Genomic DNA, 22,134 nt, shown 5'->3' with positions numbered 1-22,134 from the left:
GTCAGGGCTCGCACACGGGGCAGGAGTCCAGCACCGCCTCGCCCACCGGCCGCGCGTCCGGCCGCCCGGCCACCAGCGGGCAGTCGGGGCGGTGGGCGAGGGTGCCGCCCGGGACGCGGAGCAAGGGGCCGTCGGAGGAGGGCGGTCCGGGCTCGTCGGGCGGTGGTTCCCCGGGCCGGTTCACCCGAACGGCCGCTTCCGCACCGGCGGTCCGCGCGAGCAGCACCGCGCCCGCCACGAGCAGGGCCGCGCCCGGGACCGTACAGGAGGCGAGGTAGGGGATCTGGCGGGCGGCGAAGCGCTCGCCGGAGACGCCGTACCAGCCCGCGACACAGAGGACCGCGCCGCAGGCGGCGGCAGCCAGGCCCGCCCACAGCAGCCGGGAAGTCCGCATCAGGTCCCCATGTCCGGTGTCCGCCCGTCTGGTGGTGCGAGGCGATTCCTTGCACTATGCCCTGAAGCGGCAGACCCTGGAAGCATCCAGTCTTGGTGGTGAGCCAGATGAGTCCCGGCACACGTGTTCGGCCCGCGGCCTGGGCGGCAGCGGCGGTGCTCGTGCTGTTCCCGGCCGCCGCGGCGTGCTCGGACAGCGGCGGCGGCTCCGAGAAGTCCCCCTCGCCCACCGCGACCGCGCCCGCCGAGTCACCGTCGGCCGACCGGCCCGCCGATCCGGCCGCGGCCAAGGCGCAGATCGAGAAGAACTGGACGACGTTCTTCGACCCCAAGGCGTCCACCGACGCCAAGGTGAAGGTGCTGGAGAACGGCGACACGCTGCGGCCGCTGCTCGCCGCGTTCGGCAACGACAAGAACGCCGCGCAGTCCTCCGCAAAGGTCACCGACGTGACCTTCAGTTCGGCCACCCAGGCCGCCGTGACGTACGACCTGCTGGTCGGCGGCAACCCGGCGCTGCCCGGCGCCAAGGGCACCGCGGTGTTCCAGGACCAGACGTGGAAGGTCTCGGTGAAGACGCTCTGCGCGCTCGTCCAGCTGAGCGGCAATGCGGCCGCGCCGGGCTGCTGAAGGCCTGCTGCTGACGGCGCTGCTCCTGCTGGGCGCCGGCTGCGGCAGCCGGGTGCCCGAGCGGGACTTCGAGGGCGGACCGACCGCGTCGGGCGCCGGGCCCGTCCGGATCGGCATCATCGCCGGCGAGACCAGCCCGGTCGGCGGCGCCGCGTTCACCGGGCCGCGCGACGGCGCCCGCGCCTACTTCGACGCGCTCAACGCCCAAGGCGGCCTCGCCGGGCGCAAGGTGGAGGTGCTCACCTGCGACGACGGGGGCAGCGGGGTCGGCAACACCGAGTGCGTGCACCGGCTGGTGACCGAGAAGAAGGTGTTCGCGCTGGTGGCGACCACCGCGCTCGACTACGCGGGCGCCCCCGAGGTCTCCGCCCAGGGCGTCCCCGACATCGGCGGCCAGCCCATCGGCGCGGCCTACGACACCTATCCGCACCTCTACGGGATCTACGGCAGCGACGCCCCGCGCGACGGCACCCCCGGCTGGGGCGGCAGCCTCTACGGAGGCACCGAGGTCTACCGCTACTTCAAGCACGAGCAGGGCGCCCGCACGGCCGCCGTCGTCTCCTACAACCAGGCCGCCTCCGCCGCGTACGCCCGTCTGGTGACCGCCGGGCTGAAGGCCGAGGGGTACGACGTGGTCGGCGAGCAGGTCGACTTCGTGCTGCCGAACTTCCGCGCGGTCGCCGCCGATCTGAAGGCCCGCGGCGCCGACCTCGTCTTCGACGCGCTGGACACGCACGGCAACGTGCAACTGTGCGAGGCGATGGACGCGCTGGGGGCGAAGGTCACCGCCAAGGTCACCAATGTGCAGAACTGGAACGCGGCGGTGCCCGACGACTACCGGGACGCCCCGCGCTGCCGCAACGCCCTGTGGGTGACCGGCTCCTCGCGCAACTACGAGGAGAAGGACCAGCCGGAGGTACGGGCGTTCCGGGCGGCGATGAAGGAGAAGCCGCTCTCGCAGTGGCAACTGGAGGGGTGGGCGGCGGCGATGTGGTTCACCGACGCCGCCCGGTCCTGCCCGGCGAACGCGCTGACGCGCGCGTGCGTGGAGGGTTTCGTCAACCGGACCGAGCCGTACACCGCGCACGGGCTGCTGCTCCCCGTCTCGTACGAGCACCTGGACCGGCCGCCGAAGGAGCGCCGCACCTGTCTGTCGGTGGCCCGCTGGCAGGACGGCAAGGGGTGGGTGACCCAGGGCGAGATGAACGCCAACTGCTTCACCGTGCCCCAGCTCGCCTACCGGCCCTGAGCCTCGGCCTCCGGCTCCTTCTCCTTCGGCTCTGCCGGTGCCAGGTCGTCGCGGAACGGCGCGAACTCCGGGTGGTGCAGGTCGAAGGCGGGCGACTCGGTGCGGATGCGCGGGATCGTGGTGAAGTTGTGGCGCGGCGGCGGGCAGGAGGTCGCCCACTCCAGCGAGCGCCCGAACCCCCAGGGGTCGTCCACCTCCACCTTCGTCCCGTACTTCGACGTCTTCCAGACGTTGTAGAGGAACGGGAGCGTGGACATGCCGAGCAGGAAGGCGCCGATGGAGGAGATGGTGTTGAGGGCGGTGAAGCCGTCGGCGGCCAGATAGTCCGCGTACCGGCGGGGCATGCCCTCGGCGCCCAGCCAGTGCTGGACCAGGAACGTGGTGTGGAAGCCGACGAAGAGCGTCCAGAAGTGGATCTTCCCCAGCCGTTCGTCGAGCATCTTTCCGGTGAACTTGGGCCACCAGAAGTAGAAGCCGCCGAAGGTGGCGAAGACGACCGTGCCGAAGACGACGTAGTGGAAGTGGGCCACCACGAAGTACGAGTCGGTGACGTGGAAGTCGAGCGGCGGCGAGGCGAGGATGACGCCGGTGAGGCCGCCGAAGAGGAAGCTGATCAGGAAGCCCACGGCCCAGAGCATCGGTGTCTCGAAGCTGAGCGAGCCGCGCAGCATCGTGCCCGTCCAGTTGAAGAACTTCACCCCCGTCGGCACCGCGATCAGGAACGACATGAAGGAGAAGAACGGCAGCAGCACCGCGCCGGTGGCGAACATGTGGTGCGCCCACACCACGATCGACAGACCGGTGATGCACATGGTGGCGCCGACCAGCGTGAGATAGCCGAAGATCGGCTTGCGCGCGAAGACCGGGATGATCTCCGTGATGATGCCGAAGAACGGCAGCGCGATGATGTAGACCTCGGGATGGCCGAAGAACCAGAAGAGGTGCTGCCACAGCAGCGCGCCTCCCCACTGGGGTTCGAAGACCACCGATCCGAACCTGCGGTCCGCCTCCAGGACCAGCAGTGCCGCCGCCAGCACCGGGAAGGCGAGCAGCACCAGGATCGAGGTGAACAGCACGTTCCAGGTGAAGATCGGCATCCGGAACATCGTCATGCCGGGGGCGCGCATCCCGATGATGGTGGTCAGGAAGTTCACCGCGCCCAGGATCGTCCCGAACCCGGAGAGCGCGAGCCCCATGATCCACAGGTCGGCGCCGATGCCGGGGGAGCGGGTCGCGGAGTTGAGCGGCGCGTAGGCGAACCAGCCGAAGGCGGCGGGGCCCCCGGGCACCAGCAGCGAGCCGAGGACGATGAGGCCGCCGAACAGGAACAGCCAGTACGCCAGCATGTTGAGCCGGGGGAACGCCACGTCGGGGGCGCCGATCTGGAGCGGCATGATCTCGTTGGCGAAGCCCGCGAAGGTGGGGGTGGCGAAGAGCAGCAGCATGATCGTGCCGTGCATGGTGAACATCTGGTTGAACTCGTTGTTCGACATGATCTGCAGGCCCGGGCGGGCCAGCTCGGCCCGCATGAACATGGCCATCAGCCCGGCGATCAGGAAGAACACGAACGACGTGATCAGATAGAGATGCCCGATTTTCTTGTGGTCTGTGGTGGTCAGCCAGTCCACGATCACCCGGCCCGACTGCCGGGCCTCGTGTGGTCCCGCTTCCGCGGTCGCCGTCTCCGTACCCATCGCCGCCCCCACTCAGGTGTCAGGCATCAGGCCGGTAGCCATGATGCTCGCGCTGGTACCCGGTCCGACAGGGTGCGTACCCGACCGGGATAGGCGCATACGAGCCAACGCGCCGGACGCAGCCGACGACGAAGCGGAACCGTCGTCGGTGCGGATCGTGTAAGGATGCCGTGAATTCCCTATGGGCCGTCAATTTCCCACGCGGGGGGCGGCGAGAGAAATTCCGGCGGGCGTTTCGGAGGCGCTCCACGGGGAATTCCTAAAGGGCTCCGAACGGCCCGTCGGCGGCTGAGCGATTTCCGGGTGGCCTGTCCGGAACTCCCCGTACGAGTGACCAAGTTCGAGGTAAACACCGCTCATGATCCTGTGACACAAGTGTGACCGGCGGGGGACGTGGTGCGGACAGCGGCAGGGCAGGGGCCCCGGCTTCCGTCACCGCCCCGGGGCGCCTACGGTGGCTGGCATGGCACCCATACCGACCCCCTCCGCACAGCCCGACGACGCCCCCGACTCCTATGTGGGACTGGCCGGCGAGGCCGCCGAGCGGCTGGCACGCGCGCGTGGCTGGACCACCGTGAGGTCGCTCGCCCCCGGCTCGATCATCACCATGGAGTACCTGGAAGGGCGGCTGAACTTCGAGGTGGCCGACGGCACGGTGATCCGCTGCTGGCGCGGCTGAACCGCGTTCCCGTACGACGAAGGCCCCGGCCGCTCCGAGTGGAGCGCCCGGGGCCTTCGCCCTGCGGGGGTGGTTGTGCGTACCGTTCCCCGCTGCCTGGAGGGCGTCAGCCGCCGAGGGGGCGGGCCGGCGCCGGGCGCGGGGCGCGCTCGGGGTGCTGCGGGCGCCTGCTGGCCGCCGGGGGCACCGGCGGGCGCTCGGGGCGGGGACCGGCGCCCGGCGGGCGGGCGGCGCCGCGGGCCCCGGCGGTGCGCCCGCCACTGGCCGCGCCCACCGGCTCGCGCACGGGGGCGTCGTCCTCGCTCGCGGTGCGCTGGGCGAACACGCCGGGCAGCGCACCGGCCGGAACGGGCAGTGCCGGAGCGGCGGTTCCGCGTGCGCGCCACTTGGCCCGCAGCGCGAAGACCAGCGCCTCGGCGCGCGCGATCAGCGGCTCGCACCAGGGCAGCGCCAGCAGGATCAGCAGCCCGGCCGCCCAGCCGAGGAGCACGTCGCTCACCCAGTGGGTGCCGAGGTAGACGGTGGTGGCGCCGACGCCCAGGGCGACCACGGCCGAGATGACCGACAGCCAGCGCCGGGCCCGCGGAGTGGTGGCCAGATAGGCGAGGATGCCCCAGGTCACGACCGCGTTGGCGGTGTGGCCTGAGGGGAATATGTCGCCGCCCGCGAACAGTTCGGCCGAGCCGATCTCCGTCGCGTAGTGCGGGCCGAGGCGGCCCAGGCCCAGCTTGACCGCGCCGACCGTGATGTTCAGGAGCAGCAGCGAGGCGCCCAGCGCGAGCAGCGGGCGCAGGGTGTGCTGCCGCCAGGATCGCCAGCCCAGCCAGGCCGCGACCATCACCGCCGTCGGGCCGCGCTGGCCCAGGACCACGAAGTAGTCGAGGAAGGCGTGCATCTGCGGCCACTGCTCGTAGGGCCGGAACAGCATGACCTTCCAGTCCAGCTCGACGAGCCAGGACGAGGCGAGCACGGCGACGACGATGGCGACGTAGAACGCCATCGTCGCGCTGAAGAGGATCACGCGATGACGGCTCATCCGCGGGATCGCTATCTTCGGCGGCTCGGGCTCCCGGTCCAGACGGGCGAAGATTCGGTCGGTACGCACTCAATCGACGTTACAGCGAGTGAGTGAGGGCCCAGGCCGATCCGGCGGGTTTGTGATGACGATGTGATGTGGAGTATGTCTCACGTCACGGTTTATTCCCGGCCCCGGGAAATACGTGGATGACCTTGGAATCTATTCCGCCGCGGGCCGCTCGGGAACGGCTCTTTGAATCCACTGAACGGATTCTCCGGGAAGCGGGTCGGAATTCATCGTTCAGTCACCAGGCCTGGCACCGGGTGCCAGGATTCACCGACACGGCGTGCCAAGATCATTAATCCCCAGGGGGGACGGCGTGCACACTTCGTTCGATGTGGCGCACGCCACAGGGTGCGCCCAAAGGGGTGAGAGGTGTACCACGTGCCGCTGGCTGGAACTCGCGTACGCTGACGAATCACTCGCTCGTCGATGCCGGGCCCACCCAGACCTCCGCAGGTCCAGGGTCCGCCGAGAGCGGGGGACGACGCGCCACCGCGAGGCCGGCGCGTCCCGGGACCCCGGCAGGGGCCGCCGTACAGGAGGTACACACATGGCAGGAACGACGACGGACGCCGCACGCGCGCGTGCGACCGCCGGCGGTGCCAACCGCTGGGTCGTCCTCGTCGTCCTCTGTGTGAGTCTGCTGCTCGTCGCGCTGGACGCGACGGTCCTGCACGTCGCCGTCCCCTCGGTCACCGAGGACCTGCGCCCCAGCGCCACCGCGCTGCTGTGGATCGTCGATGCCTACCCGCTGGTCTGCGCCGCTCTCCTCATCCTCTTCGGCACCCTCGGCGACCGCGTCGGCCGCCGCCGGGTGCTGCTGCTCGGTTACGGGATCTTCGGCCTGGCGTCCGCCGTGGCGGCCCTGGCCGGGTCGGCCGAGCTGCTGATCGTGGCCCGCGCGCTGCTCGGCGTCGGCGGCGCGATGATCATGCCCGCCACGCTCTCCATCCTCCGCGCGGTCTTCCCGGACCGTCGGGAACGCGCCACCGCCATCGGCGTGTGGACCGCCACCGCGGCGATAGGCGCCGCCACCGGACCGGTGCTCGGCGGCTTCCTCGTCCAGCACTTCTGGTGGGGCTCGGTCTTCCTGATCAACATCCCGCTGATGGCGCTGATACTCCCGCTGGGCCGCAGGCTGCTGCCCGAGTCGAAGGGCGGCGCCGACGGGCCGTGGGACGTGCTCGGCGCGCTGACCGCCGCCGCCGGAGTGATCACGCTGGTCCTCGGCGTGAAGCGGCTGGGTGCCGGCCACGGGCTGTTCGACCCGCTCACCCTGGTGCCGCTGTGCGTCGGCACCGCCCTGATCGTCCTGTTCGTACGGCGCCAGAAGCGGCGCCGCCATCCGCTGATCGACATGCGGATGTTCGCCCGGCCCACCTTCTCCACCTCGGTGGGGTGCATCGTCCTGGCCATGCTGGCGCTGGTCGGCCTGGAGCTCATAGCCGTCCAGTACCTCCAGCTGGTCCTCGGGCTCAGCCCGCTGGAGACCGGTCTGCGGCTGCTGCCGCTCACCTTCGCCGCGATGGCCGCGGGCGCCACCGGCTCGTACACCCTGCGCCGCCTCGGCCCGCGCACCATGGTCGGCTGCGGCTTCGCGCTGACCGCCGCCGCCGTGCTGCTGCTCGTCCTGATGGGCCAGCACGACCGGCCGCTGCTGCTCACCAGCGCCTTCATAGTCCTCGGCTTCGGCCTCCAGACCACGCTCTTCGGGGCGTACGAATCGATGCTGAGCGAGGCGCCCGCCGACTGCGCGGGCGGGGCCGCCGCGATCGGCGAGACCTCCTACCAGCTCGGCGCCGGCATGGGCATCGCCCTGCTCGGCAGCGTGATGAACGCGGCCTACGCCCCCGGCGTCGCCTCGGTCCCCGGCGTCCCGGACGAGGCCTCGGCCGGCGCGGCCAACTCCCTGGGCGAGGCCTATGACCTCGCCGACCGCCTCGGCGGCCCGGCGGGCGCGGCCCTGCGCAGCGCCGCGCGGCACTCCTTCGTCCACGGCCTGCATGTGACGCTGCTGGTCAGCGCGGGCCTGCTGGTGCTCGGCGCGCTGGCCGCGCTGCGGCTGCCCCGGGTGATGGAGTGCGGGGCGCCGTACGGCGAGCCCGCGCCCGGGCTGCCCGAGCAGCGGACCGAGCCGCACCTCAGGGTCCCCGCGGCGGCGGGCGTCCCGGCCGCCGAGGCGGCGGGATCCGGGCCCGGCGGCCACTGAGCCGGCGGGACCCGCACGGCCGGGCGGGTCTGGACGCGCGGCACACTGAGCCGTAACGTCAGCGGTCAGCAATAACTACCACTGCTAGTTTTAGCTGAGCCGCACAGGTTCCCAGGGACGCCGGAGGCATCCTCATGTCCGCACCCGCCAAGCTGCCCCCCTTCGACCCGGCCGACCCCCTCGGGATCGACGACCTGCTGAGCGCCGACGACCTCGCCATCCGCGACACCGTCCGCTCCTGGGCCGCCGACCGGGTCCTGCCGCACATCGCCGAGTGGTACGAGGACGGACAGGTGCCCGTCCGCGAGCTCGCGCTGGAGCTCGGCGACATGGGCGCGCTCGGGATGTCGCTCACCGGCTACGGCTGCGCGGGCGCCACCGCCGTCCAGTACGGCCTGGCCTGTCTGGAGCTGGAGGCCGCCGACTCCGGCATCCGCTCCCTCGTCTCGGTCCAGGGCTCGCTCGCGATGTACGCGATCTGGAAGTACGGGTCCGAGGAGCAGAAGGAGCGCTGGCTGCCGTCGATGGCGATCGGCGAGACCATCGGCTGCTTCGGCCTCACCGAGCCCGACCACGGCTCCGACCCGGCCGGGATGCGTACGTACGCGAAGAAGGACGGCACCGACTGGGTGCTCAACGGGCGCAAGATGTGGATCACCAACGGCTCAGTCGCCGGGGTCGCGGTGGTCTGGGCGCAGACCGACGAGGGGATCCGCGGCTTCGCCGTCCCCACCGACACCCCCGGCTTCTCGGCGCCCGAGATCAAGCACAAGTGGTCGCTGCGGGCGTCGGTCACCAGCGAGCTGGTCATGGACGAGGTGCGGCTGCCCGCCGACGCGGTGCTGCCGGGGGTCACCGGGCTCAAGGGCCCGCTGAGCTGCCTCTCGCACGCGCGGTACGGAATCGTCTGGGGCGCGATGGGCGCGGCCCGGGCCTCCTTCGAGGCGGCGGTGGAGTACGCGAAGACCCGCGAGCAGTTCGGCAGGCCCATCGGCGGCTTCCAGCTCACCCAGGCCAAGCTCGCCGACATGGCGGTGGAGCTGCACAAGGGCGTCCTGCTCGCCCACCACCTGGGCCTGCGCATGGACGCGGGCAGGCTCCGTCCGGAGCAGGTCAGCTTCGGGAAGCTCAACAACGTACGGGAGGCCATCGAGATCTGCCGCACCTCGCGCACGATCCTCGGGGCCAACGGGATCTCGCTGGAGTACCCCGTGATGCGGCACGCCACCAATCTGGAGTCGGTGCTCACCTATGAGGGCACCGTGGAGATGCACCAGCTGGTGCTGGGCAAGGCGCTCACCGGACTCGACGCGTTCCGCTAGGTCGGCGGCGTGCCGGTGAGCGCCCCGCTCAGCTCTGGTTGCTGTGTCTCCCGGGGGCAACCCCCGGACCCCCGGCCGGGCGCCACCGCTGGCTCAGCTCTGATTGAAGAAGCCGCCGGTGGCGCGGCCCGCGGCTTCGCCGCTGACGATCTGGGTGTCGGCGGGGGTCAGCAGGAAGACCCTCGTCGCCACGCGCTCGATGGAGCCGCGCAGCCCGAACGTCAGGCCGGCCGCGAAGTCCACGACGCGCTTGGCGTCGCCGGGCTCCATGGACGTGAGGTTCACGATGACCGGGACGCCCTCGCGGAAGAGCTCGCCGATGCCGCGCGCGTCACGGAAGCCGTCGGGCGTGACCGTGGCGATCCGGCGGCCCTGCTCCTGGGCCGCCTCGGAGGCCACCCGCACGCGCGGGTCCGTCACCCAGGCTTCGCCGGATCCGGCTTCCTCGGTGTACTCGTCGTCGTAGTAGCGGTCGTCGTTGTCCTCGACAAGTCCCAGCCAGGCACTCGCCTTGCGCACCGATCCCATGGACGCCTCCTCTCACAGCGGACTTCTTCTAGCTACTTCTCGCGTTCCGCACCCCTATGGTCGTCCATGATGCGGATACCGCGCCAAGTGGATAGCCGCCGTGCAGGGGATTCGTGACGGGACTGGTGCAGAAGATGTGGCGAATCGTCAGCTTTCTTCCGCTGTATGACGGGTAACGGATACAAAATATGAACTTCCGTCCAGGCGGGTGATGGAGCGGGCGTACGGGTGAACGGATCGATCGATACGATGCCTGCCGCACTGTTGAACGAGGCGTGGGGCGGGGTGCCCCACGGCACCCGGGGGAGCGTCGTGTTCGGAATCGTCAGGCCCTGCTCGCATCGGCTCACCGAGGGCCTGCGCACTGAGTGGATGGCCCATCTCTGCGGCCTCTGCCTGGCACTTCGCTCCGACCACGGGCAGCTCGCCCGGGTCGTGACCAACTACGACGGGCTGATCGTCTCGGTTCTGACAGAGGCTCAGGTCGAGAGCGGTACGGGACGCAGGCGCACCGCCGGGCCCTGTCCGCTGCGCGCGATGCGGACGGCCCCGGTCGCCCAGGGCGAGGGCGCCCGGCTCGCCGCCGCCGTCTCGCTGGTCCTGGCCTCGGCGAAGGTCCGCGACCACGTGGCCGACCGGGACGGCCTGTTGAAGCGCAGGCCGGTGGCGCTCGCTGCCCGCAAGGTCGCCGCGAGCTGGGACCGTGCGGGCGCCCGCACCGGCGCCTCCCTCGGGTTCGACACGGCGGTCCTGGTCGACGCGGTCGACCGGCAGACCGCGATCGAGGCGCTCGCGGGACCGGGCACCTCCCTGCTCACGGTCACCGAACCGACCGAGACGGCCACCGCGGCCGCCTTCGCGCACACCGCTGTCCTCGCCGGGCGGCCGCACAACGCCGAGCCGCTGGCCGAGGCGGGCCGCCTCTTCGGACGGCTCGCGCACCTCCTGGACGCCGTGGAGGACCAGGCACCTGACGCCGCGTCGGGCGCCTGGAACCCGCTCACCGCGACCGGCACCGACCTGGCCGAGGCCCGGCGGCTGGCCGACGACGCGGTGCACGGCATCCGGCTGGCGCTCCGCGAGGTCGACTTCGTCGACGGCAGGCTGGCGCACGTCCTGCTCGCCCACGAGCTCAAGCAGTCCGTGAACCGGTCCTTCGGCACGGCGGGCTGCGCCCACGGGCACGCCGATGCGGAGGCGCACGGCTCCCACCAGCCCGGTCCCTACGGCTCGCCGCCGCCCGGCGGCCCGTACGCACCCGTGCCCGGCAACCCGTACGGCTCGCCCCCGCAGGGCGAAGGCCCCAGGCCGCCCGCGCCGCGCGGATTCCTCGCCGGGTGCGGGGTCTTCGCCGGGCTCTGCTGCACCTGCCAGATGTGCTGCGCAAAGGAGTACGAGGGCCCCTGGTCGCGGAAGAAGCGCGAAGGCTTCTGCCGCGACTGCGACTGTGACTGCTGCGATTGCTGCGACGCCTGCCAGTGCTGTGACGGGTGCGACTGCTGCGACTGTGGTTGTGACTGCTGACGTACAGTCACCAGCCGTATTCACAGGGTCACTTGTGTTCGGGGGGTGAGATCTGTGACGACGCGATCGCGGACTCTCCCGTGCCCCACTTCGCCAGGATCCTGTCGTACGTCCCGTCCTTCTTGAGGTCGTTCACCGCGGCCTGGAAGGCCGGGGCGAGCGGGGTGCCCTTCTTGAAGGCGAAGCCCACGTCGAGCCGGTGGAACTCGTTGAGGAAGCGCAGCCCCGGCTGCTGCGCCACGGCGTAGCGAAGGCCGTTGATCGTCGACATCACCACATCGCTGCGGCCCTGCTGGAGCGAGATCCACAGCGCGCCCTGCTCGCTGTAGGTCTGGATCGAGTACGCCTTCTTGCCCGCCTCGGCGCAGCGGCCCTTGTTCTTCTCCAGGGTCGCCTCGAAGGTGGTGCCCGCGCCGGTCGCCACCTTGAGGCCGCACAGCTGGGTCAGGTCGGTGACCTTGCCGAGCCTGCTGTCCTCGCGGACGGCGAAGCCCTGGCCGTCGTTGATGTAGGTGACGAAGTCGATGGTCCTGCGGCGCTCGTCGGTCACCCCGAAGTTGCCGGTGCCGAGGTCGTACTTGCCGCTGTCGAGCGCCGGCAGGATCACCTCGAAGGCCGCGACCTGGCGCTTCAGCTTCAGGCCGAGGACCTTGGCGACCGCGTCCGCGAAGTCGATGTCCTGCCCGGCGACGGTCCTGCCGTCCGCCAGGTAGACGGCGCCGGGCGGGTTGCCCACGCTGCTGGCGACGGTGAGGGTGCCCGACTCGCGTACGCCCTTGGGCAGCAGCGCGGCCGCGGCCTCGTCCTTCTTGACGGCGGACACCACGTCGGTGGTGGGGATCTTCCCCTTGGCCCCGGCGGGCTCGGCCCGCGCGGCGGGCCCGGCGTCGGCCGGGTCGCCGGACCCGCACGCGGTGAGGCCGAGGGCCGCGACGGTGATCAGGGCGAAAGCGGCGAAACTGCGGTACCTGCTCATGATGCGGTGCGCTCCAGGGATTTCGGGCAGGCGGAAGTGCCGGGGCTGCGCGGCGGCACGCGGACGTGTCGGGGGTGGGCGGGGGCACGCCGAAGCGTCGGAGGGAGTGCGGTGGTACGAGGGGAGGGGTGCGCGGTGTCAGCTGTGTGAAGGCGCGGGAGAACGGCGCGCGCGGGCGCCGTGGGAAATCCGTGCGGGAGGTCGGCTCAACAGGAGGAGGACCACACTCGACCGAAGTCGATGTGGGAGCGCGTGACCAGCCACTGCTGCGGATGCATGGCCCAAGTGGAACAGGCATCCGTATCCGCGTCAACTGCCGTGAGACGTACCGCTCACAGTGCGGACAACCTTGACAACCGGCCGTACGCACCGCATAGCCTCGGGAACGGACCGTGCTGAGGGGCTGGTCCGCGCAGTGTCCGTGAAGGCATCACCGTGTTCGATCCCGGCATCCACGGAGCCTTCGCATGTCCCTGACCCTCTCGAAACAGCCGCCCGTCCTGCCCGACGACGGCCCCGGCCCCCAGCTCCGCATCGTCCCGGTCCGCCGAACGGGCCAGTGGGCGGCGGCGGTTGCCCTCCTCGTCCTGCTCGCCCTGGCGCTCGTCTCGGTCGTCCGCAACGACGCCTTCCAGTGGGGCGTTGTCGGCGACTACTTCGCCACGGCCGCCGTGCTGCGCGGACTGTGGCTCACCCTGTGGCTGACCGCCGCCGTGATGGCGCTCGGCTTCGCGCTCGGCACCGTGCTCGCGGTGATGCGCCTGTCCGCCAACCCCGTGCTGAAGGCGGTCAGTTGGGGCTACGTGTGGCTGTTCCGCTCGACGCCGATCCTGGTGCAGCTGCTCTTCTGGTTCAACATCGGGGCGCTCTACCCGGAGATCCTGGGCGTGCGCACGGTCGACCTGATGGGGCCGGTCACCGTCGCCGTCGTCGGCCTCACCCTGCACGAGGCCGCGTACGCCGCCGAGGTGGTGCGCGGCGGCATCCTCTCCGTGGAGCGCGGCCAGATCGAGGCCGCCCAGTCCCTGGGTCTGGGCCGATGGCGCAGACTGCGCCGGATCGTGCTGCCGCAGGCGATGCGCTCCATCGTGCCGCCCGCCGGGAACATGCTGATCGGCACCCTCAAGGGCACCTCGATCGTCTCCATCATCGCCGTGCAGGACCTGCTCTACTCGGTCCAGCTCGTCTACCACCGCACCTACCAGGTGGTGCCGCTGCTCCTGGTCGCGACCATCTGGTACGTCGTGGTGACCTCGCTGCTCTCCCTCGGGCAGTACTACGTGGAGCGCTACTACGCGCGCGGCTCGGCGGACGCCCGGTGACCGCGTCCGTGGTCGTCGTGGGAGCCGGTCCGCGGGGGACCGGTTTCCTGGAACGGCTCGCCGCCAACCTCCCTGTTCTGTACGGGGACCAGCCGCTGGACGTCCATCTGGTGGACCCCCATCCGCCGGGCGGCGGCCGGATCTGGCGCGAGGAGCAGTCGCCGCTGCTGTGGATGAACTCCGTGGCCGAGGACGTCACCATGTTCACCGACGAGACCGTCCGCCAGGAGGGCCCGGTGCGCCCGGGCCCCACCCTCGCCGAGTGGGCCGGGATCGACGGGCAGACCTTCCCCAGCCGCCGGGCGCAGGGCGCGTATCTGCGCTGGGTGTACGAGGAGGCGGTGGCCGCGCTCGGCCCCGCCGTCACCGTCCACGAGCACCGCACCCGGGTGCTGCGGATCGGCGGCCCGCGCGGGGGCCGCCAGCGGGTGTGGCTCGAAGGGCGCGCCGAGCCGCTGAGCGCCGACCTGGTGGTGCTCACCCTCGGCCACCTGGACGCCGAACCCGACGCCGAACAGCGGGAGTTGACCGACTTCGCCGACCGCCACGGGCTCGTCCACCTGCCGCCCGACTTCACCGCCGACGCGGACCTGTCCGCCCTGCGCCCCGGCGAACCGGTGATCGTGCGCGGCTTCGGGCTCGCCTTCGTCGACCTGATGGTGCTGCTCACCGAGGGGCGCGGCGGACGCTACGACGAGAGCGGGACCTACCACCCGTCCGGCCGCGAACCGGTCCTGCACGTCGGCTCGCGGCGCGGCGTCCCGTACCACTCCAAGATCGGCTACACCTGGCAGGGCGAACGGCCGCCGCTGCCGCGCTTCTTCGGGCCGGACGCCGTCGACGAGCTGCTGAAGCGGCCGGGCCGCCCCGACTTCCGGCGGGACGTGTGGCCGCTCATCGACAAGGAGCTCGGCTTCGCGCACTACCACCGGCTCTTCACCGCCCACCCCGGGCGCACGGCCGTCGACTGGCCCGACTTCGAGGAGAAGTACGCGGCGGCCGACGCGGGAAGCCCCGAGCTGCACGCCCTGGTCGCGGCCGCCGTGCCCGACCCGGCCGACCGGCTCGACCTGGAGGCGCTCGACCACCCCCTGGACGGCGTGCGCTTCGCGTCCCCCGATGCCCTCCAGGACGGGCTGCGCGCCTACATCACCCAGGACCTGACACGCCGTCACGACCGGGCGCACAGCCCCGACCTGGCGGTGTTCCTCGGGCTGCTCTCCGTCTACGGGCAGCTCCTGCGTTTCGGCGACGTGGGCGGCTGGTGGCACGGGTTCTTCAGCTATCTCGCCTCCGGGCCGCCCGGGCCCCGGCTGCGCCAGCTGCTCGCGCTCTCCGACGCCGGGGTCGTCCGCTTCCTCGGCGCGGGCATCACCGTGGAGCGCGACGAGGACAAGGGCGTCTTCCGGGCGGGCGGCGCCAGTGTGCCGGGGGAGTGGACCGAGGCGCGCGCCCTGGTCGAGGCGCGGCTGCCCGAGCCGTCCCTGGAGCGCACCCGCAGCCCGCTGCTGCGCGCGCTCCACCGGGACGGCGCGGACGTCTCCGCCAGCGGGCTGCTGAGCGTGGACCCCGCCGACGGCCGCGTCCTGGACGGCGAGGGGCGCCCGCACCCGCGCCGCTTCGCGCTCGGCCCGCACACCACCGCCCGGGCGTCCGGGGCCTTCACCCGGCCCCGCACCGGCGGGCCCGCGTTCGCGCAGAACGACGCCTGTGCGCGCGCCGCGCTGAGCTTCCTGCGCGACCTCGCGTGTCACCCGCTCAGCGCCTGATCCGGCGCCGTCGCCCCCGTTCCGTACACCTCTCCCTGACGAAGGAACCCCCCTCATGACCGCCACCGCCATGGTCGAAGTCCGTTCCGTACACAAGAGCTTCGGCAGCCTCGAAGTGCTGCGCGGCATCGACCTCGACGTCCGCGCGGGCGAGGTCACCGTCGTCCTCGGCCCCTCCGGCTCGGGCAAGTCCACCCTGCTGCGGACCATCAACCACCTGGAGAAGGTGGACCGCGGCTCGGTCAGCGTCGACGGCACGCTGATCGGCTACCGCCGCTCCGGCGACAAGCTGTACGAGCTGCGCGAGCGGGAGGTCCTGAAGCAGCGCACCGGGATCGGCTTCGTCTTCCAGAACTTCAACCTCTTCCCGCACCTGACCGTCCTGGAGAACGTCACCGAGGCGCCCGTCGCCGCGCTCGGCCGCCCCCGCAAGGAGGCGGTGGCCGCGGCGGAGAAGCTGCTCGCCCGCGTCGGCCTCGCCGACAAGGCGGGCGCCTATCCCAGACAGCTCTCCGGCGGCCAGCAGCAGCGCGTCGCCATCGCCCGCGCGCTCGCCCTGGAGCCGAAGCTCCTCCTCTTCGACGAGCCGACCTCCGCGCTCGACCCCGAGCTGGTCGGCGAAGTCCTCGACGTCATCAAGGACCTGGCGCTCCAGGGCACCACGATGATCGTCGTCACCCATGAGATCGGCTTCGCCCGCGAGGTCGCCGACACGGTCGTCTTCATGGACGGCGGCCTGATCGTCGAGCAGGGCCCGCCCGCCGAGGTGCTCGACCACCCCCGCCACGAACGCACCCGCGCCTTCCTCGCCAAGGTCCTCTGAAGGCCGACGCCCTCCCAAGGCCCAGGCCCTCCGTAGAAAGAAGTCACCGCCATGCCCGCCACCCGTCCACTCCACCTCGCCGTCGACATCGGCGGCCCGCCCCACTACGAGGCCCGCCACTACACCGCCCTCGCCCAGCTCGCCGAGCGCGGCACCCTGGACTTCGTCACGCTCGGGGACTCCTTCGCCCGGCCCGGACTCGACGCGCTCGCCGTGCTCGCCCGGGTCGCGCCCGCCACCGAGCGGATCGGGCTCGTGCCCGCCGTGACCACCACCCACACCGAGCCGTTCCACGTCTCCTCGGCCGTGGCCACCCTCGACTGGGTGAGCCGGGGCCGGGCCGGCTGGAGCCTCGAGGTGTCCACCACCGAGGCGGAGGCCGCGCTCTTCGGCCGCCGTCCCGCGGCCCCCGCCGCCGACCTGTGGCACGAGGCCCGCGAAGTCGCCGACGTGGCGGCCAGGCTGTGGGACAGCTGGGAGGACGGCGCCGAGATCCGCGACGAGCCCACCGGCCGCTTCATCGACCGCGACAAGCTGCACTACGTCGACTTCGTAGGCAGTACGTTCTCGGTGCGCGGCCCGGCCATCGTGCCCCGGCCGCCGCAGGGCCACCCCGTCACGGTGATCGACGCGACCGCCCCCGAGCCGCGCGCGGCCGCCGTCCGGCACGCCGACGTCGCCCTGGTGCGTGCCGGGGACCCGGCCGCCGCCCGCGCACTGCGCGAGGAACTGCGCGACCGGGCCCGCGCCCACGGCCGCGACCCCGAGCGGCTGCGGGTGCTCGTCCAGCTCCCGGTCGCCCTGCACACCACCGCCGACGCGGTCGCCCTCGCCGGGCTCATCGGCGACTGGTACGAGCAGGGCGCCGCCGAAGGCTTCCAGCTGCGCCCGGCCGAGCCCGAGCGCGATCTGGCGCTGCTCGTCGACGGGACCGTACCGGTGCTCCAGCACCGGGGCTTAATGCGCCGGTTCTATCCCGGCGCCACCCTCCGCGAACACCTGGGCCTGTCCCGGGCCGCCAACCAGTACGCGCAGGCCGGGAGCCCGTCATGACCAAGCAGATGCACCTCGCCGCCCACTTCCCGGGCGTCAACAACACCACGGTGTGGGCCGACCCGCGCTCCCGGAGCCAGATCGACTTCTCCTCCTTCGTCCATCTGGCCCGCGCCGCCGAGCGCGGCCGGTTCGACTTCTTCTTCCTCGCCGAGGGGCTGCGGCTGCGCGAGCACAAGGGGCGCATCCACGACCTCGACGTGGTCGGCCGCCCCGAATCCCTCACCGTCCTCGGCGCGCTCGCGGCCGTCACCGAGCACCTGGGCTTGGCCGCCACCGTCAACGCCACCTTCAACGAGCCCTACGAGCTCGCCCGGCGCTTCGCCTCCCTCGACCACCTCTCCGGCGGGCGCGCCGCCTGGAACGTGGTCACCTCCTTCGACGCCTTCACCGGAGAGAACTTCCGGCGCGGCGGCTACCTGGACCGCGCCGACCGCTATACGAGGGCCGCCGAGTTCGTCGCGACCGCCCGCGAGCTGTGGGACTCCTGGACGCCGGAGGGCACCCCGTGCCCGTTCGCCCACCAAGGGCAGCACTTCTCCATATCCGGGGAGTTCACCGTCCCCCGCTCCCCGCAGGGCTACCCGGTCGTCATCCAGGCCGGGGACTCCGGCGAGGGCCGCGAGTTCGCCGCCTCCACCGCCGACATCGTCTTCACCCGGCACGGCACGCTGGAGGCCGGGCGGGAGTTCTACGCGGATGTGAAGTCCCGGCTCGCCGCGTACGGCAGGCGCCCCGAGGACCTGAAGATCATGCCCGGGGTGACCGTCGTCCTCGGCGACACCGACGCCGAGGCGCAGGAGAAGGCCGCCGACATCCGGCGCCGCCAGATCTCCCCGCAGAACGCGATCGTCGCCCTGGAGCAGATCTGGGGCCGCGACCTTTCCGCGTACGACCCGGACGGACCGCTCCCCGACATCGACCCGGACCCGGACTCCGAACTGGTCAAGGGCCGAGTAAAGGTGGGCGACCCCTTCACGGTCGCCGCCAAGTGGCGGGCGCTGTCCGAGGCCAAGGGCCTCTCCATCCGGCAGACGGTCATCGAGACGAGCGGCCGCCAGTCGTTCATCGGGACACCGGCTTCGGTCGCGGCCCAGCTCACCGAGTTCGTCGCGGCCGACGCCGCCGACGGCTTCATCCTCGTCCCGCATCTCACCCCGGGCGGACTCGACGACTTCGTCGACCAGGTGGTGCCGCTGCTGCAGGAGCGCGGCGCCTTCCGTACGGAATACTCCGGCCCGACACTGCGCTCGCACCTGGGGCTGCCCACCCCCGTACGGAAGGGTTGAACACATTGAGCACGGACGCGGCACAGGAGTGGAAGAACTGGCACGAACGGCGCGTCGAGAGCGTCTCGGCTCCCTACGGCCCGCTGGCGCTGACCGGCACCCACTGGCTCGCCGACGCGGTGGAAGGTCGAATTCCGGCCGTGCCCGGCCAGTGGCGCGAAGACGACGACGCGGTGGTGCTCACGGCCGCCGCGCAGGACGGGATCGTCCTCGACGGAAAGCCCTTCAACGGCGAGGTGCGGCTGACCGCCGACCACACGCCGGTCGGCGAGTCCCGGCTGGCCCAGGGCGCGCGGCGGCTCGTGGTGCTGCGCCGCGAAGGGCTGTGGGCGGTACGGGTCTGGGACCCGGAGGCCGAGCGCCGGCGCGCCTTCGCGGGCATCGAGGCGACGCCGTACGAGGCGCGCTGGGCGGTGCCCGCCACCTTCCGCCCGTACGACGAGGCGCGGACCGTACGGGTGGCGAACGCCGACGGAGTCGAGCGCGGGCTCGGCCTCGGCGGGGAGCTCGCCTTCGCGCTCGACGGCCGGGAGCACACCCTCCAGGTGGCCGTCGAGGACGACGGCGCGCTCTGGGCGGTGTTCGCCGATGCGACCAGCGGGGACTCGACCTTCCGGTTCCGCTTCCTGCGCCCCGGCGCACCCGATGCACAGGGACGGCTCACGGTGGACTTCAATCGCGCGCTGCTGCCGCCGTGCGCCTTCGCCGAGCACTTCATCTGCCCCTTCCCGCCCCCGGGCAACACCCTCGACGCGGCGGTCGCGGCGGGCGAGCGGACCGTCCTCACCCGCTGACCCGCCGGCTCCGAAACCCCCAACGGCCATGCCGAAAGGCGCCCTTGCGCCCGATGGCCGGGCCACCGAATACTCCCTCCCAGCGCTTGTCAGGAGCACGGCTTGCGCTCAACAGTGCTGCCATCAGCTCCGGCTGCGCCTCACGGGGTCCCCCCACCCAACTCGGGCCCCTCGATTCCCCTCGGGAGGAAAAGAAGTGAGGATCAAGCGCACCACCCCCACGCACCACCGCGGTCTCGCGAGACGCACCAAGGCAGTCGCCCTCACCGCCGGGCTCCTCGCCGCCGGCGCCCTCGCGATCCCCACCGCGAGCGCCACCCCGTCCCAGGCGTTCAGCGCCACCCAGCTCTCGGCCGCGAGCAGTGCCGTGCTCGGCGCCGATGTCGCCGGAACCGCCTGGAACGTCGACCCCGCCACCCACACGCTGGTCGTGACCGCCGACTCCACCGTGAGCAAGGCCGACATAGCCAAGATCAAGCGACAGGCAGGCGCCAACGCGTCCGCCATACGCGTCGAGCGCACCCCCGGCAAGTTCAGCAAGCTGCTCTCCGGCGGCGACGCCATCTACGCGCCGAGCTGGCGCTGCTCCCTCGGCTTCAACGTCAAGAAGGGCAGCACCTACTACTTCCTGACGGCCGGTCACTGCACCGAGGGCAAGCCGCCCTGGTACACCAGCTCCTCGCACTCCACCAGCATCGGCCCGACCGTCGGCACCAGCTTCCCGGGCAACGACTACGGCCTGGTGCAGTACACCAACACCTCGCTCGCCCACCCGAGCGCCGTGGGCAGCCAGCCCATCAGCAGCGCGGCCAACCCCACGGTCGGCCAGACGGTCACCCGGCGCGGCTCGACCACCGGCATCCACAGCGGCCGGGTCACCGCGCTCAACGCCACCGTCAACTACGGCGGCGGTGACATCGTGTACGGCCTGATCAGGACCACGGTGTGCGCCGAGCCCGGCGACTCCGGCGGCCCGCTCTACGCCGGCTCGACCGCCCTCGGCCTCACCTCCGGCGGCAGCGGCAACTGCTCCTCCGGCGGCACGACCTTCTTCCAGCCCGTGGTCGAGGCCATGAACGCCTATGGCGTCAGCCTCTTCTGACGGCTGATCATCTCGCTGCCCCGGCAGCGGCGAGCCCTCGTCCGGCCATCGGACGGGGGCTCATTCCCTGCGCCCGTCCGATGGTCACGACTGGACGCGATGCGCCTTTTTGGGAGGATGTTCACGGCGGAGAGGCGACCGGACACACGGGGTGAGTCAGTGAAACGCATCGGAGTGACCGGTCACCGAGACATTCCCTCCGAGGCGCTGGGGGAGATCCGCAGCTGTCTGCGGAGCCTGCTGTGCGGACACGACGGCTCCCTCGAAGCCCTCTCCAGCCTCGCGGCTGGCGCGGACCAGCTGTTCGCGGCCATCGCCCTGGAGTGCGGCGCCTCCCTGACCGTGGTGATTCCCAGCGGCGACTACGAGAACGGCTTCGCGGACGCCGCCGAACTCGCCCGCTACCGGGGCCTGAAGAGAAGAGCCACCCAGGAGGTCCGGATGGACTTCCCGCACGCGACGGACGAGGCGTACTACGCGGCCGGCGCCTATATCGCGGACAACTGCGACCGGTTGGTCGCCGTCTGGGACGGCCAGCCCGCGCGGGGCCTCGGCGGCACCGGTGACATCGTCCAGTACGCCCGCGGCCTGGGCAAAGCCGTCACGGTGGTGTGGTGCGACGGGGTGCGCCGCCCGTAGGAGCCGCATCCGGCGATCAACTGCGGAGCCGGGCCAGCCAGTCGGTGTGCTGGGGCGACACGACCCGCTCGGTCTCGTAGACCGCCGCCGGCCACTCCCGCTCGCTGACCGTGTTCTCCATGGCCACGTGCATCTCCTTGAGGTCCTGCTCCACCAGGGAGTGCGCCGAGATCAGCGGCTGGTGGCGGCGGATCTCGCTCCACGCCAGACACGCGGCGGCCGCCGCCGAGAGCAGCCCGGCGACCTTGACGCCCTCGGCCGCGCCGAACATGTGCAGCGTCGCGAAGAGCAACGCGAGAACGGTGAGCAGGGTGATCGCGGAGGTCCACAGCGCGGTGGCCCGTTTGGAGGCCTCCTGGCGGCGCCGGTACCAGTTGCGCTGCTCGATGAGTCGGTCCCGGACGTACGTCTCCTTGCGTACGGTGAACGCCTTCGCCCGTAACTCCCGCATGGGCGCGGTGATGAGGGGCACATCGGCCAGGCCCGACGCCGGGTCCTCGCGCGGGTCCTGCCAGCCGACCTTGCGCAGTTCCCGCAGACCTTCCTCCAAACGGAGGGTGAACAGACCTTCGGGATCGCGCGCGTGGGAGTCGAAGGGAGTGCCGTGCACGGCATAGCGCCAGCACATGGATTTGATGAACTCGGCCGCCGAACGGTTCAGTTGCCAATGCGATTTCGCGTGCCCGCGGGCGGCGCGGAAGCTCACCGCGAGCACCCCCGCGTACGCCAGTGCGCTGAGCGCGCTCGTCAGCCGGAAGTCACCACCGAGCGTCATCCTCCACGGCAGTGCCGCCAGCGCCGCCCCCACCACCAGCAGGCACAACTGCCAGCGGGTGCTGTTCACCGCGGCCCGCTGACGCCCTATCGCGAGTGAGTCCGCGTGGTGGAAGAGACCCGGCAGGTCGGCGTTGCGGAAGACCATGCTTTGCAGAGGACCGGGAATCGCCGTCACATCCACCCCTGTCTGCGGTTTTAGTCATCACTCTTTCGATGGAACGACCCGTTCCGTACACCTTCCGGCATTGCTGGGTCACGCGTTTGCGGCAAGCGGTCGTGCTCAG

The 22,134-nt window shown here is 71.6% G+C and carries 20 protein-coding genes; 14 read left to right on the top strand and 6 right to left on the bottom strand.

Annotated features, from left to right (window positions below; translation table 11 throughout):
* Position 1: 1 nt before the first annotated feature.
* Positions 2-394: a hypothetical protein gene (locus IE252_RS14415; protein ID WP_190089757.1), complete on the bottom strand. Its 393-nt coding sequence runs from the start codon at positions 392-394 to the stop codon at positions 2-4.
* A gap of 107 nt (positions 395-501) precedes the next feature.
* On the opposite strand from IE252_RS14415, the gene IE252_RS14410 reads away from it, so the two are divergent.
* Positions 502-1,020 (top strand): MTB12 C-terminal domain-containing protein, encoded by a 519-nt coding sequence (locus IE252_RS14410; RefSeq protein WP_190089756.1) that lies wholly within the window; start codon positions 502-504, stop codon positions 1,018-1,020.
* Positions 998-2,269, top strand: a complete 1,272-nt coding sequence (locus IE252_RS14405; RefSeq protein ID WP_190089755.1) for an ABC transporter substrate-binding protein — start codon at positions 998-1,000, stop codon at positions 2,267-2,269. Before IE252_RS14410 ends, IE252_RS14405 begins: the two co-directional genes overlap by 23 nt.
* Here IE252_RS14405 and ctaD read toward each other — a convergent pair.
* Entirely contained in the window at positions 2,257-3,963 is a 1,707-nt protein-coding gene (gene ctaD, locus IE252_RS14400) for an aa3-type cytochrome oxidase subunit I (protein ID WP_229848345.1), read from the bottom strand. The genes IE252_RS14405 and ctaD overlap by 13 nt on opposite strands.
* Before the next feature lie 463 nt (positions 3,964-4,426).
* Between ctaD and IE252_RS14395 the strand changes: the two genes are divergently transcribed.
* A complete protein-coding gene (locus tag IE252_RS14395; RefSeq protein ID WP_190089754.1) occupies positions 4,427-4,642 on the top strand; it encodes an I78 family peptidase inhibitor in 216 nt (71 codons plus the stop codon).
* Between the two features lie 106 nt (positions 4,643-4,748).
* Here the strand turns inward: IE252_RS14395 and IE252_RS14390 are convergent, their stop codons facing one another.
* Complete coding sequence (locus tag IE252_RS14390; RefSeq protein WP_190089753.1) at positions 4,749-5,747, bottom strand: phosphatase PAP2 family protein; 999 nt, start codon at positions 5,745-5,747, stop codon at positions 4,749-4,751.
* A 526-nt stretch (positions 5,748-6,273) separates the two neighbouring features.
* Here IE252_RS14390 and IE252_RS14385 point away from each other — a divergent pair.
* Positions 6,274-7,932, top strand: coding sequence for an MFS transporter (locus tag IE252_RS14385; RefSeq protein ID WP_190089752.1), 1,659 nt, complete (start codon positions 6,274-6,276; stop codon positions 7,930-7,932).
* A gap of 134 nt (positions 7,933-8,066) precedes the next feature.
* Positions 8,067-9,254: an acyl-CoA dehydrogenase family protein gene (locus IE252_RS14380; RefSeq protein WP_190089751.1), complete on the top strand. Its 1,188-nt coding sequence runs from the start codon at positions 8,067-8,069 to the stop codon at positions 9,252-9,254.
* Positions 9,255-9,347: 93 nt separating this feature from the next.
* On the opposite strand, the gene IE252_RS14375 is transcribed toward IE252_RS14380, so the two are convergent.
* The gene (locus IE252_RS14375) at positions 9,348-9,782 is read right to left on the bottom strand and encodes a cell division protein SepF (protein WP_190089750.1); all 435 of its coding nucleotides are present in this window, start codon (positions 9,780-9,782) and stop codon (positions 9,348-9,350) included.
* Positions 9,783-10,094: 312 nt separating this feature from the next.
* Here IE252_RS14375 and IE252_RS14370 point away from each other — a divergent pair, with 312 nt between their 5' ends.
* Entirely contained in the window at positions 10,095-11,306 is a 1,212-nt protein-coding gene (locus IE252_RS14370; protein WP_190089831.1) for a DUF5685 family protein, read from the top strand.
* A gap of 28 nt (positions 11,307-11,334) precedes the next feature.
* Here the strand turns inward: IE252_RS14370 and IE252_RS14365 are convergent, their stop codons facing one another.
* On the bottom strand, positions 11,335-12,282 hold the full coding sequence (locus IE252_RS14365; protein WP_190089749.1) for an ABC transporter substrate-binding protein: 948 nt from the start codon (positions 12,280-12,282) through the stop codon (positions 11,335-11,337).
* A gap of 467 nt (positions 12,283-12,749) precedes the next feature.
* Here IE252_RS14365 and IE252_RS14360 point away from each other — a divergent pair, with 467 nt between their 5' ends.
* The 8 genes from IE252_RS14360 to IE252_RS14325 all read left to right on the top strand — a co-directional run bounded on the left by IE252_RS14360 (position 12,750) and on the right by IE252_RS14325 (position 21,073).
* Positions 12,750-13,604, top strand: coding sequence for an amino acid ABC transporter permease (locus tag IE252_RS14360; RefSeq protein WP_190089748.1), 855 nt, complete (start codon positions 12,750-12,752; stop codon positions 13,602-13,604).
* Positions 13,601-15,373, top strand: coding sequence for an FAD/NAD(P)-binding protein (locus tag IE252_RS14355; RefSeq protein ID WP_190089747.1), 1,773 nt, complete (start codon positions 13,601-13,603; stop codon positions 15,371-15,373). Before IE252_RS14360 ends, IE252_RS14355 begins: the two co-directional genes overlap by 4 nt.
* A gap of 70 nt (positions 15,374-15,443) precedes the next feature.
* Entirely contained in the window at positions 15,444-16,196 is a 753-nt protein-coding gene (locus tag IE252_RS14350; RefSeq protein ID WP_190089830.1) for an amino acid ABC transporter ATP-binding protein, read from the top strand.
* A gap of 51 nt (positions 16,197-16,247) precedes the next feature.
* On the top strand, positions 16,248-17,249 hold the full coding sequence (locus tag IE252_RS14345) for an LLM class flavin-dependent oxidoreductase (protein WP_190089746.1): 1,002 nt from the start codon (positions 16,248-16,250) through the stop codon (positions 17,247-17,249).
* On the top strand, positions 17,246-18,538 hold the full coding sequence (locus IE252_RS14340; RefSeq protein ID WP_190089745.1) for an NtaA/DmoA family FMN-dependent monooxygenase: 1,293 nt from the start codon (positions 17,246-17,248) through the stop codon (positions 18,536-18,538). The genes IE252_RS14345 and IE252_RS14340 overlap by 4 nt, the downstream gene beginning before the upstream one ends.
* Before the next feature lie 5 nt (positions 18,539-18,543).
* A complete protein-coding gene (locus IE252_RS14335; RefSeq protein ID WP_190089744.1) occupies positions 18,544-19,332 on the top strand; it encodes a DUF1684 domain-containing protein in 789 nt (262 codons plus the stop codon).
* 196 nt (positions 19,333-19,528) lie between these two features.
* Complete coding sequence (locus tag IE252_RS14330; protein WP_190089743.1) at positions 19,529-20,434, top strand: S1 family peptidase; 906 nt, start codon at positions 19,529-19,531, stop codon at positions 20,432-20,434.
* 159 nt (positions 20,435-20,593) lie between these two features.
* Positions 20,594-21,073, top strand: coding sequence for a hypothetical protein (locus tag IE252_RS14325; protein WP_190089742.1), 480 nt, complete (start codon positions 20,594-20,596; stop codon positions 21,071-21,073).
* Positions 21,074-21,089: 16 nt separating this feature from the next.
* On the opposite strand, the gene IE252_RS14320 is transcribed toward IE252_RS14325, so the two are convergent.
* Positions 21,090-21,995 (bottom strand): DUF4231 domain-containing protein, encoded by a 906-nt coding sequence (locus tag IE252_RS14320; protein WP_190089741.1) that lies wholly within the window; start codon positions 21,993-21,995, stop codon positions 21,090-21,092.
* Positions 21,996-22,134: the final 139 nt, after the last annotated feature.

The organism is Streptomyces melanogenes, assembly GCF_014649795.1.
In the GTDB taxonomy this organism is placed as follows: Bacteria; Actinomycetota; Actinomycetes; order Streptomycetales; family Streptomycetaceae; genus Streptomyces; species Streptomyces noboritoensis.
The sequence above is the reverse complement of the archived record's forward strand: the minus strand, read 5'-3'. Positions and strand labels throughout refer to the sequence as shown.

What these genes read in the sequence shown, in the direction of transcription:
- IE252_RS14385 (WP_190089752.1), top strand. Translation starts at nt 6,274, where the DNA reads ATGGCAGGAACGACGACGGACGCCGCACGCGCGCGTGCGACCGCCGGC.
- IE252_RS14405 (WP_190089755.1), top strand. Translation starts at nt 998, where the DNA reads ATGCGGCCGCGCCGGGCTGCTGAAGGCCTGCTGCTGACGGCGCTGCTC.
- IE252_RS14360 (WP_190089748.1), top strand. Translation starts at nt 12,750, where the DNA reads ATGTCCCTGACCCTCTCGAAACAGCCGCCCGTCCTGCCCGACGACGGC.
- IE252_RS14395 (WP_190089754.1), top strand. Translation starts at nt 4,427, where the DNA reads ATGGCACCCATACCGACCCCCTCCGCACAGCCCGACGACGCCCCCGAC.
- IE252_RS14320 (WP_190089741.1), bottom strand. Translation starts at nt 21,995, where the DNA reads ATGGTCTTCCGCAACGCCGACCTGCCGGGTCTCTTCCACCACGCGGAC.
- IE252_RS14410 (WP_190089756.1), top strand. Translation starts at nt 502, where the DNA reads ATGAGTCCCGGCACACGTGTTCGGCCCGCGGCCTGGGCGGCAGCGGCG.
- IE252_RS14340 (WP_190089745.1), top strand. Translation starts at nt 17,246, where the DNA reads ATGACCAAGCAGATGCACCTCGCCGCCCACTTCCCGGGCGTCAACAAC.
- IE252_RS14365 (WP_190089749.1), bottom strand. Translation starts at nt 12,282, where the DNA reads ATGAGCAGGTACCGCAGTTTCGCCGCTTTCGCCCTGATCACCGTCGCG.
- IE252_RS14350 (WP_190089830.1), top strand. Translation starts at nt 15,444, where the DNA reads ATGGTCGAAGTCCGTTCCGTACACAAGAGCTTCGGCAGCCTCGAAGTG.
- ctaD (WP_229848345.1), bottom strand. Translation starts at nt 3,963, where the DNA reads ATGGGTACGGAGACGGCGACCGCGGAAGCGGGACCACACGAGGCCCGG.
- IE252_RS14415 (WP_190089757.1), bottom strand. Translation starts at nt 394, where the DNA reads ATGCGGACTTCCCGGCTGCTGTGGGCGGGCCTGGCTGCCGCCGCCTGC.
- IE252_RS14375 (WP_190089750.1), bottom strand. Translation starts at nt 9,782, where the DNA reads ATGGGATCGGTGCGCAAGGCGAGTGCCTGGCTGGGACTTGTCGAGGAC.
- IE252_RS14345 (WP_190089746.1), top strand. Translation starts at nt 16,248, where the DNA reads ATGCCCGCCACCCGTCCACTCCACCTCGCCGTCGACATCGGCGGCCCG.
- IE252_RS14380 (WP_190089751.1), top strand. Translation starts at nt 8,067, where the DNA reads ATGTCCGCACCCGCCAAGCTGCCCCCCTTCGACCCGGCCGACCCCCTC.